A 14477-nucleotide genomic window follows, 5' to 3' on the forward strand; every position below is an offset into this window, starting at 1 on the left:
GCCGCTACGCCGGGAGGCAGCGCGCCGAGTGCTGCAATGCCCGCCGTCCGAGTCGGCATGATGCCGGATGTGCGCCGTTCGATTCGCAGCGCCGCTCTGGCCTCCCATCCGCCAGTCAGTCAGCCCGTTTGTCCGCGTCCTGGCTTGACCATGTGGGTCCGGATGAAGGCAGCGCAATGGCGTAGCGCGCGGCGGGCATCCGGCACGATGGCGGGGAACAACTGCCATTGATGGACCATGCCGGGCCATACCTCGACGGTTACCGCGACATCATCCCTGGCTGCGTGCTCGGCCATGCGCAGACTATCGTCAAGCAGCAGTTCTCCAGCGCCCACCTGAAGCATCAACGGCGGCAGACCCCGCAAGTCGGCAAACAGGGGAGATGCATCGGGACTACGTGGATCCGCGCCGTGCATGTATACCCGCGTGACCTCCAGCAGGCCGTCGCGTTGCAAGACCGGATCTCGCTTGGCATTCGCGCGGGTCGACCCGCCCGAGGCTGTCAAGTCCATGATCGGGCTCATGGCGACCATCGATGACGGCAAGGGGCGGCCGGCCGCGCGCAGCCGCAATGCGAGCTCGAGCACCAGGTTGCCGCCGGCCGATTCGCCCGCGATAGCGATCTGCGAGGCAGAGTAGCCCTGCGCCAGCAGCCACTCATAGCTGGACACCGCATCGTCGATCTGGGCGGGATACACGGCCTCCGGCATGCGCCGGTAATCAACCAGCAGCAAGTCGGCGTTGGCGTCCTTGGCCAAGGTGGCGCCCAGTACGCGATGGCTGTCGCTTGAACCGCTGTAGAACCCGCCGCCATGCAAGTACAGGATTACGCCGTGCGGGCGTGAACCGGGCGAGGCCGGCGAAGCGCTTTCCTCGGGAGATATCCACTTTGCGGGTACGCCGTTGGCGTCGATCGCTCGGATCGTCACGCCGGCCGGGACGGCGAACTGTGCCATCAATGATTCGAAGGCCGAGCGACGGTCGAGGAAACCCCGGGTACCGACAAGAGAGTGCTCGCGCATCGCGACAATCCTGGCAGTCCCTGTGTCGAAATCATGCCTGACTTCATGGGCCTGGACAGCGGGGCCGGTAAGCGCAAGCGTTGCCGTGACGCCAAGCGCCGAAATGGTGAGCGACTTCATGTTTCTCCTTCCCGAGGCCGCGGACTGGAGTCAGGATAGTGGCCTCGGTGTTCGCGAAGCGACGCGACGCGCGTCAGAACGGCGTATCCGTGGGGAATCGGGGAGGGCGCTTCTGCAGGAATGCGTCCATGCCTTCCTTTCCTTCGGGACCCGCCATGCCTATGAACTCCATGGCGAGCGAGGCGTCGAAGATGGGGCCCGCCTGCCTCATCCAATTGTTCAACGCATGCTTGGTCCAGCGGATGGCGGCCGGCGCACCTTCGGCAAGCCGTGATGCGATCTCAACGGCCTTCGCCTCCACCTCGGCGTCGTCCAGGGCCAGTGAGATGAGGTTCATGCGCTCGGCCTGCTCCCCGGTGAAACTGTCCGCCGTCAGCAGGTAGTATTTGGCCTTCGCCAGGCCGCACAACAACGGCCAGATAATGGTGGCGTGATCTCCTGCCGCCACACCGATTTTCAAGTGTCCATCGGAGAAACGGGCGTCCTTGGACGCGATCGAAATGTCGGCGAGGACCACGCACGCCAGGCCGGCGCCCACCGCCCAGCCCCGGGCCGCCGTCACGATTGGCTTGGAACAATTGATCATTCCGTAGACGATGTCCCGTGCTTCCTTCATGGCCTGCATGCGCGATGCATAGTCGTCGCAAACCTCCCGCTCATGGTTGAGATCGCCCCCAGCCGAAAACATCCGGCCTTCCCCGGTCAGGATGATGGCCGAGACGCTGGGGTCGGCGTCGGCGTCTTTCCAGATTTGGGAGACTTCGCGATGCATGGTGGCGTCCATCGCGCCCATCTTCAGCGGCGACGCCAGCGTGATGCGCAGGACCCGGGCGTGGGGCCTGTCGAACTTCAATCGGGTGTAGGAGGCGTAACGGTCGTTCATGATCTTGGTGTCCTGGATAGGCAGGGGTACTGGGGCCCCGGCTGACCGGGGATGCGGAAATGGCAACTGCAGCGTTTGCACGATCGCTGACCGTCCGATTGCCCGGGCTGGCGGAATCACGGTCCTTTGCTCAAGCAGGCTCCTGTACGCGTGCATGGGCGGGACCGGGCGCCGGAAGCCGTGTGTCGGCGAGCTCCAGGGCCAGGAGCGACAGGCCCAGGCCGGCCCGTCGCCACAGCCATGGACTGGGGCGATAACGCATGTCGCCCGTCAGGCCGTGAATATTGCGCAGCACCTCCAGGATCAGGTCCGCGCCGATTGCGTCCCCCAATGCCAGCGGACCTTTGGGATAGCCGAGGCCCAGATGCACCGCCAGATCGATGTCCGCGGGCGCCGCGATCTCCTGCTGGGCCATGTCGCAGGCAATGTTCACGATGCAACAGATGATGCGTTGCGCGATGAAACCCGCGGAATCGCGGATTATCGTCACGGGGCTGCCGTCAGCGGCGAACAGGCCGTGGGCGGCGTCGCGCGCGGCCGCGCTGGTGGCTGGCGTGGTCATCAGCGTACGGCGCCTGCCGCTTTCGAAGGGGATGAGCGTGTCCAGGGCCACCACGCGCGCGGCATCCAGGTCCTGCATCAGCGCGGCAGTGGTCGCGTCGAGTCCCAGCGGCGTCAGGACGACCAGCGCGGTGTCCGATGGCCGGCATCCGGTCTCCGGCGCCATCCCCAGCGTGGCGAGCAGTTCTACCGTCATCGCATGGCCGCGCGCGTTCGCCGGGCTTACCCACACGCTGGAAGGCCGGCCTGGCGGCGCCGGCCTGGCACCAGGCATCTTCTTTCTTCCCTCCGGGTAGGAATAGAAACCGGCGTTCGCCTTGCGGCCGAGCAGGCCGCCCGTCTGGCGCAGCGCCGTGATGGGCGAGGGGCGATAGCGTGGCTCCTGGTAGAACTGGTGATAGATGGATTCCATCACCGGATGTGACACGTCCAGGCCGGTCAGATCCATCAGTTCGAAGGGGCCCATGCGAAAGCCGGCTTGTTCGCGCATGATGTCGTCGATATCGGAATATCCCGCCACACCTTCCTGCGCGGCCTTCAGCCCTTCGACGTTCATGGCGCGGCCGGCATGGTTCACGATGAAGCCGGGCATGTCCTTGCAGCGCACGGGGGTATGGCCCATGCGGCGCGCCAACTCCATCAGCCGGTCGCCGCTCGCCGGGTCGCCGCACAGGCCATCGACGACCTCCACGACCTTCATCAGTGGCACCGGGTTGAAGAAGTGGTAGCCCACGACGCGGCCCGGGTGTTTCGCGGCGGCGGCGATGGCGGTGATCGATAGTGAAGAGGTGTTGGAGGCAATGATCGCATCCCGGTCCAGGATCGCCTCGAGCGTCGCCACGAGAGCGCGCTTCACCTCCAGTTTTTCGACAACCGCCTCGATCACCATGTCGCAATCGGCCAAGTCGTGCAAGACGCTGCAGATGTGCACGCGCGAAAGGGCCCCAGCCTGGTCCGCCGCACCGATCTTGCCCTTGGCGACCAGTCGGTCGAGGGTCTCGCTGAGGTACTGGCGCGCGGCGTTGGCAGCGCTGCCTTCCTTATCGAAGAGCTTCACGACTACGCCGGCCTGTGCGGCGATTTGTGCGATGCCCCGGCCCATCGCGCCGGTGCCGACGATGCCTATCGTTTGAATGGAACGCATGGCCTGGACTGCCTATCGCAAATGGGATCGACTGTCGCCGGGTGCCGAGAGGGCCCGCCGCGCGGCCACCTGCGCACGCCGGGCAGGCGCATACGCTTCCTGTCCGAGCGCCTCATACAGCGATTGCGCGACCCGGAAGTGGTCGGCGAGCCCGGTGCGTTCGAGCAGTGAGATCGGCCCCTCCGGATAGCCCAATCCCAGGCAGAGGGTCTTGTCCAGATCCCTGGCGCTGGCCAGCTTTTCGTCGAGGCGGCGGAGGGCCGCGTTGAAATAGGGGCGTATCAAACGATCGACGATACGGCCGGGGAAATCACCGCACACGGCGACAGTCAGACCTGCCGCCTGGAAAGCCGCCTTGGCCGCTTCAATGGCCTCCGGGCGGGTGGCGGGTTGCCTAACCAACTCGACCAACGGACTCGGCTCGGCGGTGCCCAGCCTGAAACGCGCAAATCCGACCACATTCGACCCTTCCTGGCCTTGATCCTCGCCGGTATGGACCCCCAGGCATTCGGTGCCGAGTTCAATCGCGACGAACATGCATTTGGCATGTCCTGCACCGGCGGTATACCCGCTCCCGGCGTCGACCCCTAAATAGACGACGTTTTCGGCGCCAGGCGAGGCCTGCTCCAGGAACGCGTGCGGGCTGGGGAAGGAGCGGCTTGCGCCGGCCCTGACGATTTGATAGCGCATATCAAGCTCCGTACATTTTGGTGTCGCCGTAGGCATGGAATCCTTGTCCGGTCTTCTTGCCCAGGCGCCTTGCGGCGATCATCCGCCGCACCAGAGGCGGGCAGGCGGCCCGAGGTTCATGCGTAAGGCCATGCATGGCTTCGCACAGCAGCTTTTGCGTATCCAGGCCGACCAGGTCCAGCAATTCGAGCGGCCCCATCGGATAACCCAGCGCAGTCTTGATGGCGGTATCGATGTCGGCGGGCTCCGCCACTCCCTGTTCCACCAGCCGTATGGCATCGTTGTTGAAAGGGATCAGGAAATAGTTCAGGACGAAGCCCGGTGTGTCCTGAGTGGCGACCGGCTTCTGCCCCAGCGCTTCCGCGAAGTCCCAGGCGATCCGAAAGGTTTCATCGGAGGTGGCCAGCCCCGGGGACATCTCCACGAGCTTCATCAGTTGGGCCGGCAGGCAGAAATGCATGCCTACGAAACGATCGGGCCTTCCCGATCCCCCTGCGATTTCAGTGATCGAGATCGTCGAGGTATTCGAGGCAAAAAGCGTCGTGTCCGGGCAGATTTCGTTGAGCCTGCCAAACAACTGGTGCTTGGCGGACAGGTCCTCGAAGATCGCCTCGATGACAAGGTCGCAGCTGGAGAGATCGCTGATATCGGTACTGCTTTCCCACCGGTCCAACGCCGCGGCGGCGCTCCCGGGAGGCAACTTGCCGCGCTGCTCGGACTTTCTCAGGAAGGCCTCGGTCTGTTCGCGCGCGCGCTCCAGCGCGTCCGGCCGCGCATCGAAGACGATGGTCCGGAATCCGGCGCGCGCCGCGACGATGGCGATTCCCGCGCCCATGGTGCCTGCGCCCGCGACACCTACGGTTCGAATGGTTGTCATGACGTCCTTTCTTCCTTCAAGAAATTCCGGGTGATCGAGCGACGCTGCACTGACCGATCCCATGGGCCTACGTATCCGTGAACGCCGGCGTGCGTTTCCCGATGAAGGCCAGCATGCCCTCTGCCGCATCGTGCGTCTGGTATGCCAGAGTCGAGAGATCGGCCTCGATATCCAAGCCGGCCTGGCCGGCCGTCTCCATGCCGCGCACCACCGCTTCGCGCGCGAAGCCCAAGGCGCGCAGGCTATATCCTACGAACTCGGACATGAAAGCCCGGCCCAGTTCAACCGGCTCGCCGTCGGCCACGATGCGGTTGACCAGGCCCCAGCGCTCCGCTTCCACCGCGTCGAGCGTACGTCCGGACATCACCATTTCAAGCGCTCGCGCTTCTCCAACCAGGCGGGGCAGGCGCTGCGTGCCGCCATAGCCCGGTATAAGGCCAAGTTTGATCTCGGGCAGACCCATGCGAGCTTGCGCTGTGGCGATACGGAAAGTGCAGGCCATGGCCAGTTCAAGTCCTCCCCCGAACGCATATCCATGGATCACCGCCACGGACGGAATTGGCAGCTTCGCCAGTTTGTCGAAGGTGTGCTGTCCCAGCTTCGCGCCGTCGCGCTGTTCCATCAGGCCGCGATCCATCAACTCCTTGATGTCGGCGCCGGCACAGAACGACTTGGGACCCGCGCCGGTCACGATGACCGCACGGGCGCCGGAGGCCGCTACCTTGTCCAGCGCACGGGACAGGGCTTCCAGCATGGAGAACTGCAGGGCGTTATGCGCATCCGGCCGGTCCAGTGTGACGAGCGCGCATGGCCCATCGAAGGTCAGTTTGACGGACATGCGTGGGCTCCCGTCTGGCCGGGCTGGTTGATGTGGACCTGCATCTGCCGTGGGTGGCGTTGGCGGCGCCCCGCCGGAATTTCCTTGTATGGCATGGTGTCTCTTGTCTACAGGGCTTCAGCGCTGATCAGATCCGCGATGTCCCCGGGCGACTTGGCCAGCACGTCCTTGAGGATTCGCTCCGTGTCCTGGCCGAGCGTCGGCGGCGGTGTACGCAGCACGGCGCTGGCGCCATCGAACTGGATGCCCAGGCCGACCTGAGGCACCAGGCCGGCCGGACCCTCGGCGGCGAAAAACATGCCGCTGTCTCGCAGCGCCTCGTCCTGGGACAGTTGGTCGATGCTGTTGATGGGGCCGGCGGGAATCCTGTGCTTGCCGAAGAGCGCCAGCCAATGCTGGCGTGGTTGCGCGGCCAGAATCCCCGCGATGGTCTGGACGATGGCGTGCCGGGCCTCCCGCCGCTTCGCATTGGTTTCCAGGCCGGGCTGTTCTCCGTACCCGGGATGGCCTACCGCCGTCCAGAACCGCTGCCAGATCGCATCGTTGCCCAGGCCGAGGGTGATAGGGAAGTCGGCGGTGTCGAACACTTGATAGATGGCGATCACCGAATCGGTTCCGCCCGAGCGGATGGGTGCCTCGTCCGAGCCCAGGTAGGACACGATGCGGGGCGCCATGAAGCGCGCCATGGTGGCGACCATGGACACGTCGATCTGCTTGCCCAACCCTGTGCGCGTGCGTTCCAGCAACGCGGCAAGCGTGGCCATGGCCACATCCTGGCCGGACAGCAAGTCGGCGGCCGGCGTACCGACTTTCTGCGGGGGTCGGTCCGCTTCGCCGGTCAGGTGCATGACGCCGGAGTAGCCTTCCGCGATCAGGTCGTAGCACGGTAGGTCGGCTCGCGGGCCCTCCAGGCCGAACCCGGTCACGGACACATGTATCAAGCCCGGGTTAAAGGCTTTCAGGGTGGCGTAGTCCAGGCCAAGCTTCTCCTGGATGCGCCTGCCCGTATTGAGCACCACGACATCGGCGTGCCCGATCAATTCGTGGGCCAGGCTCCGGCCTTCGGGCTGCGTGAGGTCCATCGCGATGCTTTGCTTGTTGCGGTTCATGCTGATGAACCATAAGGACTCGCCCGCAAGAAATGGAGGCCCCCAGCTGCGCGTGTCGTCGCCGCCCTGGCGCCGCTCCACCTTGATGACTTCCGCCCCCAGATCCGCAAGCAGCAGCGTGCCGTAGGGGCCTGCCACGGACGTGGTGAAATCGATCACCCGGACGCCCTCCAGGCACGAAAGGCCCGCGCCAGGCGTCTCGATCGGAAGAGTTTTGAGTACGTTCATATCGAATCGGTATGTATGTGTGGCGATGAACATTGAACGCGGTGCGGGAACCCGCTCCGCACAGGTCCCACATGCGGCAGAGCAGTACGGTCGCCACGCGTTCCATGCTCGCGGCGGCACGGCTTACTGGCGTTCTATCCCTGCGGCCTTGATGATGGCCGCCCATTTCTCTGTTTCGGATGCCTGGAAATGCGCCAGGTCCGCCGGGGTGGTCGGGAACGGATCGAGGCCGGCCGATTCCAGGGTCTTCAGTACCGATTCCTTGCGCAAGGCGCTGACGATCAACGCATTCAGCCGGTTCTGGATGGCGGGCGCCAGGTTGGCGGGCGCGTAGGCAGCGAACCAATAAGTCAGCTCATAGCCCTTTACTCCTGCTTCATCCAGCGTGGGCACGTCCGGCAGCAAGCTGGAGCGCGTCTTGCTCGAAACCGCCAACGCACGCAGCTTGTCCGCCTTGATAAGCGGCAGGGCGGTCGGTATATCGGCCATCATGGTTTGCACTTCCCCTCCCATCAAGTCCTGCAGCGCCGGTGGATTGCTCTTGTAGGGAATGGGCGTTATCTGGATTCCGGTCATGCTCTTCAGCATTTCAGACGCGATCTGGCTGGACGAGGTCCCGTAGGCATAGGAAAGCTTGCCGGGATCCGTCTTGGCGGCCGCGATGACGCCGGCGACATCCTTGGTAGCGAGGTTGGGATTCACCACCATGACGAGGCTTCCTTTCGCCAGGCCGCTCAGCGGGGTGAAGTCCTTGACCGGGTCGTAGGGCAGTTGCTTGAACAAGGATTGATTGGCGGCATGCGTGGTGTTCGTCGTGATGAATACCGTGTATCCATCGGCCGGGGCGCGCGCCACTGCGGTGGCGCCGATGAAACCGTTGGCGCCAGGTCGGTTTTCGACCACGACTGCCTGACCGGTCTCCTGCGTAATGCTGCTTCCGACCGCGCGGGCGATAAGGTCGGTGCTGCTGCCGGCCGTGAATGGAACCACGAATTTGATCGGGCGGTCCGGATAGGATGGGTCCGCACCATAGGTCGGCGTCCACGCGACTGCTGCCGCCACGAGTGCCAATATTGAGTATGCATTCCTCACTGTCGAAGTCTCCTGGTAATAGTTTTAGAGCGCCCCCGGCATAAGGCCGGCGGCCATTGCATGTGGATCAAGGCGTAGCCATCCGTGCGGCTTCTTCTTCGCTGTATCCGACACTGCGCAGTACATCGAACGTATGCTCGCCGGATCTCGGAGGCGGGAAGCGGTAGTTGGGCGGCGACGCCGAAAATCCGATCGGATTGGACGTCATGACCAGTTCACCCTCGCTGGGATGAACGTACCGCTTGAAGAAACCGGTTGCTGCCAGATAGTCGTCGCTCATCAGCTCCGTAAGGCTCCTGACCGGCCCGCTGGTCACATCTCTCTCCTGGAAGATCGCAATCCAGTCGTCCGTAGTCCTCGTAAGCAGCTGATCCGCCAGGGCCGCATAAAGCTGATCGATATGCTTCATGCGTGACGCCATGTCCGCGAAGCGCGGATCGTCGGCAAGGTGCGCAAGCCCGACGGCGCCCAGCAGGCGCTGCCACTGGATATCGTTGATCGCCAGCACGCAGATGTATCCGTCGCTGGTACGGTACGGACGGCGATGAGGCGACAGCATCCGGCTATAGCCGACTTTCGCGTCCGTCTGGCCGAATGCGCCTTCCCACAGATGCTCGAACAGGCAGAACTGCAACATGGTCTCGTACATCGGTACTTCGACTTTCTGCCCGACGCCGTTACGCTCGCGGTGGAACAAGGCCATGCCGACGGATGACGCCAGGACATAGCCGCAGAACTTGTCCGCGATCACGGTGGGAAAGTAGCGGGGCTGGCCGTCCTTGTCGCGGTTCAGGTCTGCCAGGCCGCACGCGCCCTGGATGATGTCGTCGAACGCGGGGGCGTCCCGCCTGGGGCCATCGCCTCGAAAGCCGGGGGCAGACGCATAGACGATGGACGGTTTGCGGGCAGCGACCTTTTCGTAGCTGACGCCCAGCCGTTCGGCGGCGCTGGGCCGCATGCTGTGTATGAAAACATCCGCCGTGTCGATCAAGCGCATGAGCGCTTCCAATCCGGCGGGCGTCTTCAAGTTGAGCGCCACGCTGCGCTTGTTGCGATTCATGATCAAGTAGAACGCGGACATGCCGGCATTGCGCGCGGGGCCATTGTGCCGGTTCTGGTCGCCCTCCGGGGTTTCCACCTTGATGACGTCTGCACCCATGTCGCCCAGGATCTGGGTGCAGACCGGTCCCAGTACATTGATCGTCAGGTCGACGACGCGGATCCCCGCCAGGGGACCGGTCGGCGGCTTTCCGGACTCGAAGGGGTCATCGGCTTGCTGCGGCATCATGCTGCGCTCCCTCGTCCCTTGACAAGGCGCAGCGGCGTGTACACCTGGACGATTTCCCCCCGCTGGTTCACGATGTTGTTGCGGGTGCGGACAAGGCCGAATCCCGGTCGGCTCTTGCTCGGCCGGCACTCCAGCACCTGGCACTCCACATGGATGGTGTCGCCAGTGAGCACCGGGCCCTTGATATCGAGCTCCATGTGCAGGAAAGCGAAGCCGGTTCCCTGCATGGTCGATTGCACCAGCAGCCCCTCGGCGAAGCTGAAGACCAGGGCGCCGGGCGCGACCCGACCCTGGATCGCCGATTCCCTGGCCAGGAATTCAAGGTTGTTGAAGAGCACTTCCTGCTGGCCGGTGCAGCCGATGAAGTTGGCGATATCCGCTTCGAATACGGTGCGGCCCACCGTCTGGAATTCCCTGCCGACCGGGAGATCTTCCCAGTGGAAGCCGAGACCGACCGTCTCGATACTGCGTTGCGTCATTGCCGCGTCTCCTTCCCGTTGATTGACGTGACGGAAAGTGTAGAGAGGGAATCCATGCGCAATGCATATGGCTGCATTTACTTCATTTATGGACCTTCGTGCTCCAATGGACGCGCCCGTAAACCATACTGCGGCCGTACCGGCTTGCGCCGCGCCCCGCCACTCCAGACCATGCCGCTTCGATCTCTGCACGTCCAGCATTGCACCTACCCGATACGCGGCGTGTTCCGTATCAGCCGAGGTTCCAAGACCCAGGCCGATGCGGTCATCCTCCGCATCACCGAGGACGGCTACACCGGCCGCGGAGAATGCATCCCCTACGGGCATTACGGCGAAAGCGTGGCGAGCGTCATCGCGCAGATCGAAGCCATCGCGCCAATGATCCGCGATGGAATGGATGTCGACCGGTTGCAGTCGGTGCTGCCGGCCGGAGCCGCCCGCAATGCGGTGGACTGCGCCTTATGGGACCTACGGAGCCGGATGAGCGGGGTATCGGTCAGCGCCTATGCGGGGTTGCCGGGGCCGCTCGCCCCGGTGCAGACAGCGTTCACCATCAGCCTGGACAGCCCTGCGACGATGGCGGTTCACGCCTACGCGCATCGCCATATGCCGATGCTGAAGCTCAAACTGGGCGGCGAGGGCGATGACGAAAGAGTGTTGGCGGTGCGATCAAGCGCGCCGTCGGCGCGCTTGATCGCCGACGCGAACGAATCCTGGGCGCCGGAGCACCTGGAGCGTTACCTGCCCCTGTTTGCGTCACTCGGCCTGGAACTACTGGAGCAGCCACTGCCTGCCGGCGCGGACGACTTCCTGAGTACCTTCAAAAGTCCCGTCCCCTTGGCTGCGGACGAATCCTGCCGGGATGCGAACTCCATACCCGCCATTCTTGGAAAGTACTCGATCGCCAATATCAAGCTCGACAAGTCCGGCGGGCTCACGGAGGCGCTGCGGGTCGCGCGCGGCGCGCGCGAGGCGGGCCTGGGGATAATGGTGGGCTGCATGGTGGGATCGTCGCTGTCCATGGCGCCGGGCATCGTGCTTGCCCAATGCGCCGACTTCGTTCATCTTGACGGTCCGCTGTTGCTGGAATCGGACATCACCCCAGCCTTGCCGATCGACGGCGCGACTTTATCGCCGGACGCCGCCGTCTGGGCGGTCTGACGCGCCAGGCTAGGGAAGGGAAGCGGACTGACGGGGGTACAGCTTGGAAAGGCTGCGGAGCGCGATATCGATGATGCGCCGTACCGTCAAATCGCGTTCTACCTTGCGGTGCGCCAGATACAGCGGCAAATTCAAATGGTCGTTGGCGTCTTCCAGGTCGATCAGCGAGACGGTGCGATCCGCGAACCGACGGCAATTCGCGGGAAGCAATGCGACGCCCAGCCCTTCGCCGACGAATGACAGTATCGTCGCCATCTCCACCGCCTCCAGTGAGGCGCGCGGCCGGTACCCCGCGGCTTCGCATGCCGCGCGGACCCGGGCGTTGAGCGCTGGAGACCGCTGGTCCGGGACCATAAGGAAAACCTCGCTGCGCAGCGCGGACAGCTGCAAGCTGCTGTTCGCCGCCAGTTTATGCGTAGCCGGCAGCGCCGCTACCATGCGCTGCTCGTGCACCAGCGTCAATGACAGATCCGCGAAGCTGTGAACCGCCTGTCGAACCAGGCCGATATCCAGTTGCCCGTCGATCAATTGCCGGAGCTGGTCGATGGAGGTGACCTCGGACAGTTGCAGCCTGACGCGTGGGGCAAGGTCCTGGACCGACCTCAGAATAGGGGGCACGACGTCGAACGAGGCAGATTGCACGAACCCGATCCTGCACAATCCCTCCTGGCCCGACGCGACCTCTGCGGTCGTTCTCTCGACCTGGTCCACCAAGGCCAGGATCTCCCTGGCGCCCCTCGCATAAGCCTCTCCGGCTGGAGTAAGGATGACGTGGCGGCTGGTGCGGCGGAGCAGTTCCACCCCGACGCGTTCCTCCAGGCGCTGCATGGCGATGCTCAAGGCAGGCTGCGTCATGCCCAGCTTGTTCGCGGCCACGGTGAAGCTGAGGGTGTCGGCGAGCGTGGCGAAGTAACGGAGCGATTTGAGGTCGGTGTGCATTTATGGCTGGAAACGCGCGAACCGCCGTGCGGCGTCACGCCGGCCCGGGGGTATATCCCGTCCGCGCCGGATGCAGACGGGCGACCGGTGGATGGATGCGTGAAGTCTACAGGTTGCGTAAGTGCCGGGTAATAGGGTGACGCATCCCTCGGCCACCTTGGCGGTCGCAACACGCGCCCCTGGGAAGGCGGCCGCGCTGGCACGCTGCGGCGCGCGGCGAAGGGACCGTGGCCCCGTACAAGGCCGAGGGTGGGGCGGTTTACCCCTAAGCGACCGGCTCGGTCGCGATGCGACGATGGTCGCTACTTCAGCGCCTGCCGCGCGACGGTCACGCGGAATCCTGCGCCTTCGCACCCGTGATCCGCGTATTGCGCAACTGCGTCGGATCGGCGTTCAGCACGACGAGGTCGTTGATGGTCGACAGCGTATTGCGCCAGTTGGCCCAGTCCGCGTCCGTGGCGGAGCCGTCCTCCTTCGGGCGGGCGGCGTGCAACAGGTCCGCCAGTTCCCATGTGCGAGATACCGACGAAGGCGTGTTCAGGTCTTGCTGCAGTTCTCCCACCACGTACTTCTTGACGTTCGTGGACTGCGCGATCGATTGCGTGACAGACGCCTTCACGAGCGCGCCATCCTTGTAGGCAATGTTGGCCACGCTGCTCGCGGTGTCGTCGATCTGGGTGTAGTAATAGTTCTGGGAGTACTTGTCCCCGGTCAGGTTCAGCGGAGTATCCGGATACAGGGCAGTGTGGTAGCTGGCGGTCAGGTGCGATTGCTGGGACTGCTCGATGGCGCGATCGGCCGCGGTGCGCCCCTGGGTGTTCGTCTGCTGCGATACCTGGTACGAAAACGTGTCCTTCTCATCGTCCCGCATCGGATTGGGCGAGGGCCGGTCGCTCGCCCGGACCGAGGCGCTGAAGTCGGCAAGGCCGCTGAGCATGGCGTGGTCCGTGTCGGTCAGCGCGACGGGGTTATACGAACCGGCGGCGGGGGGCGCGGCATTCGCACCATAGTGGCTGTTCAGGGCGCCGAAGGCGTCCTTGAACATCGTCATCAATTCCGCGTCGCCCTGGCCACGGCTCTGGGCCTGGTCAAACTGCCGCATATACGCCGCCAGCGCGCGCGATTGCTGGTCCGCGCTGCCGATCAGCGCGGGGTTGGATAGGTCGACCTCGACGTTCACCGTGCCGGCGGCGCCGGTGTAGGCCACGCTGCGGTGCGCGGCGTCCGCCTGGAAGTCCAGGGTCTGGACGCTTCCATCCGACAGCTTGAAGCTGGATTGAAGATTCACGGAAGACAGTACGGTCGAATCGAACTGCGTCAGGCCTTCCAGCGCCAGCCGCGGCGGCACGCTGGCCAGGCCGTCGATGGCGTCCTGGAAGGCGTCGGCCAGGCCGGCCACCGCATCGCGCTCGGCGCCGGAAAGCGTACCGTTGCTTGTCGTGATCTGGACGCCCAGGGCGCCCCCCTGGCTGCTCAGGGACACACGCACCGTCGCGCCGCCAACAGTCTGGATGTCCAACGTGATCTGGTTGTCCGCCACGGTGTGCAGCAGCGTCTGCCGGATGCGGTCGGACTGCGAGACTGAAGCGCCGTCCGATCCGCTGCCCGAGCCCGGCGGGCGCAGCATAAGGGATTGCGAATAGTCGCCGCCGTCCACGGCGAATCGATCGAGCAACGCCGCCCCCAGGCCGTTGAAACGGCCGGCCAGCGTGCTCGAATGAAAGTTGACCGACATCGGCCCGCTGAGGGTATCGGTGCCGTCGTGCTCCCAGACGGGCGTCGAGGGCGCCAGTGTGCCGTCCGCCGTATAAGTCTGGCTCAGCCTGGCGGATTCCGCGTCCGTGAGCGTCACGTTCGTGGACGGCGTCGCGGCAATGCCACCGCCCGAGGGCGTGCCGGCGGGCTCGGGATTGGCAATGGCCGGCGCGGGGAGGGACAAACGCTCGGCCGAGGCGGCGCTCAAGGGAGGCAGGCTGTGCATGGTCTCGGGTACCGGATTGAAACAGGCGCGGGGAAGGACGAGCCATTCCGCTGTTCCTGCTATTA

At 64.6% G+C, this 14477-nt stretch carries 13 protein-coding genes; 1 reads left to right on the forward strand and 12 read right to left on the reverse strand.

Features of this window, described 5'->3' with window-relative positions; genetic code table 11:
- Positions 1–119 precede the first annotated feature (119 nt).
- From BAU07_RS12455 to BAU07_RS12500, 10 genes are all read right to left on the reverse strand, one after another.
- The gene (locus BAU07_RS12455; protein ID WP_084025663.1) at positions 120–1142 is read right to left on the reverse strand and encodes an alpha/beta hydrolase; all 1023 of its coding nucleotides are present in this window, start codon (positions 1140–1142) and stop codon (positions 120–122) included.
- A 73-nt stretch (positions 1143–1215) separates the two neighbouring features.
- A complete protein-coding gene (locus BAU07_RS12460; RefSeq protein WP_066658058.1) occupies positions 1216–2025 on the reverse strand; it encodes an enoyl-CoA hydratase/isomerase family protein in 810 nt (269 codons plus the stop codon).
- Between the two features lie 130 nt (positions 2026–2155).
- Positions 2156–3730 carry a 3-hydroxyacyl-CoA dehydrogenase gene (locus BAU07_RS12465; protein WP_084025665.1) on the reverse strand — a complete coding sequence of 525 codons (1575 nt, stop codon included), beginning with the start codon at positions 3728–3730 and terminating at the stop codon, positions 2156–2158.
- 12 nt (positions 3731–3742) lie between these two features.
- Entirely contained in the window at positions 3743–4420 is a 678-nt protein-coding gene (locus tag BAU07_RS12470) for a 3-hydroxyacyl-CoA dehydrogenase family protein (protein WP_066658060.1), read from the reverse strand.
- Between the two features lies 1 nt (position 4421).
- On the reverse strand, positions 4422–5297 hold the full coding sequence (locus BAU07_RS12475) for a 3-hydroxyacyl-CoA dehydrogenase family protein (RefSeq protein WP_066658062.1): 876 nt from the start codon (positions 5295–5297) through the stop codon (positions 4422–4424).
- A gap of 67 nt (positions 5298–5364) precedes the next feature.
- Positions 5365–6135 carry an enoyl-CoA hydratase/isomerase family protein gene (locus tag BAU07_RS12480; protein WP_066658068.1) on the reverse strand — a complete coding sequence of 257 codons (771 nt, stop codon included), beginning with the start codon at positions 6133–6135 and terminating at the stop codon, positions 5365–5367.
- A 107-nt stretch (positions 6136–6242) separates the two neighbouring features.
- Positions 6243–7472, reverse strand: coding sequence for a CaiB/BaiF CoA transferase family protein (locus tag BAU07_RS12485; protein ID WP_066665374.1), 1230 nt, complete (start codon positions 7470–7472; stop codon positions 6243–6245).
- 123 nt (positions 7473–7595) lie between these two features.
- Complete coding sequence (locus tag BAU07_RS12490; RefSeq protein ID WP_232338297.1) at positions 7596–8462, reverse strand: Bug family tripartite tricarboxylate transporter substrate binding protein; 867 nt, start codon at positions 8460–8462, stop codon at positions 7596–7598.
- A 169-nt stretch (positions 8463–8631) separates the two neighbouring features.
- Positions 8632–9852, reverse strand: a complete 1221-nt coding sequence (locus BAU07_RS12495) for a CaiB/BaiF CoA transferase family protein (protein ID WP_232338298.1) — start codon at positions 9850–9852, stop codon at positions 8632–8634.
- Complete coding sequence (locus BAU07_RS12500; RefSeq protein ID WP_066658081.1) at positions 9849–10331, reverse strand: MaoC family dehydratase; 483 nt, start codon at positions 10329–10331, stop codon at positions 9849–9851. The genes BAU07_RS12495 and BAU07_RS12500 overlap by 4 nt, the downstream gene beginning before the upstream one ends.
- Between BAU07_RS12500 and dgcA the strand changes: the two genes are divergently transcribed.
- Positions 10290–11492: an N-acetyl-D-Glu racemase DgcA gene (dgcA, locus tag BAU07_RS12505; RefSeq protein WP_232338299.1), complete on the forward strand. Its 1203-nt coding sequence runs from the start codon at positions 10290–10292 to the stop codon at positions 11490–11492. The two genes, BAU07_RS12500 and dgcA, sit on opposite strands and share 42 nt — an antisense overlap.
- Positions 11493–11501: 9 nt before the next feature.
- Here the strand turns inward: dgcA and BAU07_RS12510 are convergent, their stop codons facing one another.
- On the reverse strand, positions 11502–12431 hold the full coding sequence (locus tag BAU07_RS12510; RefSeq protein WP_066658083.1) for a LysR family transcriptional regulator: 930 nt from the start codon (positions 12429–12431) through the stop codon (positions 11502–11504).
- A gap of 328 nt (positions 12432–12759) precedes the next feature.
- Positions 12760–14412: a hypothetical protein gene (locus BAU07_RS12515; protein ID WP_066658085.1), complete on the reverse strand. Its 1653-nt coding sequence runs from the start codon at positions 14410–14412 to the stop codon at positions 12760–12762.
- Between the last annotated feature and the right edge of the window lie 65 nt (positions 14413–14477).

The organism is Bordetella flabilis, assembly GCF_001676725.1.
Lineage (GTDB): Bacteria > Pseudomonadota > Gammaproteobacteria > Burkholderiales > Burkholderiaceae_B > Bordetella_C > Bordetella_C flabilis.

Coding starts and splice junctions, on each gene's coding strand:
- BAU07_RS12455 (WP_084025663.1), bottom strand. CDS start 1,142: ATGAAGTCGCTCACCATTTCGGCGCTTGGCGTCACGGCAACGCTTGCG.
- BAU07_RS12460 (WP_066658058.1), bottom strand. CDS start 2,025: ATGAACGACCGTTACGCCTCCTACACCCGATTGAAGTTCGACAGGCCC.
- BAU07_RS12465 (WP_084025665.1), bottom strand. CDS start 3,730: ATGCGTTCCATTCAAACGATAGGCATCGTCGGCACCGGCGCGATGGGC.
- BAU07_RS12470 (WP_066658060.1), bottom strand. CDS start 4,420: ATGCGCTATCAAATCGTCAGGGCCGGCGCAAGCCGCTCCTTCCCCAGC.
- BAU07_RS12475 (WP_066658062.1), bottom strand. CDS start 5,297: ATGACAACCATTCGAACCGTAGGTGTCGCGGGCGCAGGCACCATGGGC.
- BAU07_RS12480 (WP_066658068.1), bottom strand. CDS start 6,135: ATGTCCGTCAAACTGACCTTCGATGGGCCATGCGCGCTCGTCACACTG.
- BAU07_RS12485 (WP_066665374.1), bottom strand. CDS start 7,472: ATGAACGTACTCAAAACTCTTCCGATCGAGACGCCTGGCGCGGGCCTT.
- BAU07_RS12495 (WP_232338298.1), bottom strand. CDS start 9,852: ATGATGCCGCAGCAAGCCGATGACCCCTTCGAGTCCGGAAAGCCGCCG.
- BAU07_RS12500 (WP_066658081.1), bottom strand. CDS start 10,331: ATGACGCAACGCAGTATCGAGACGGTCGGTCTCGGCTTCCACTGGGAA.
- BAU07_RS12510 (WP_066658083.1), bottom strand. CDS start 12,431: ATGCACACCGACCTCAAATCGCTCCGTTACTTCGCCACGCTCGCCGAC.
- BAU07_RS12515 (WP_066658085.1), bottom strand. CDS start 14,412: ATGCACAGCCTGCCTCCCTTGAGCGCCGCCTCGGCCGAGCGTTTGTCC.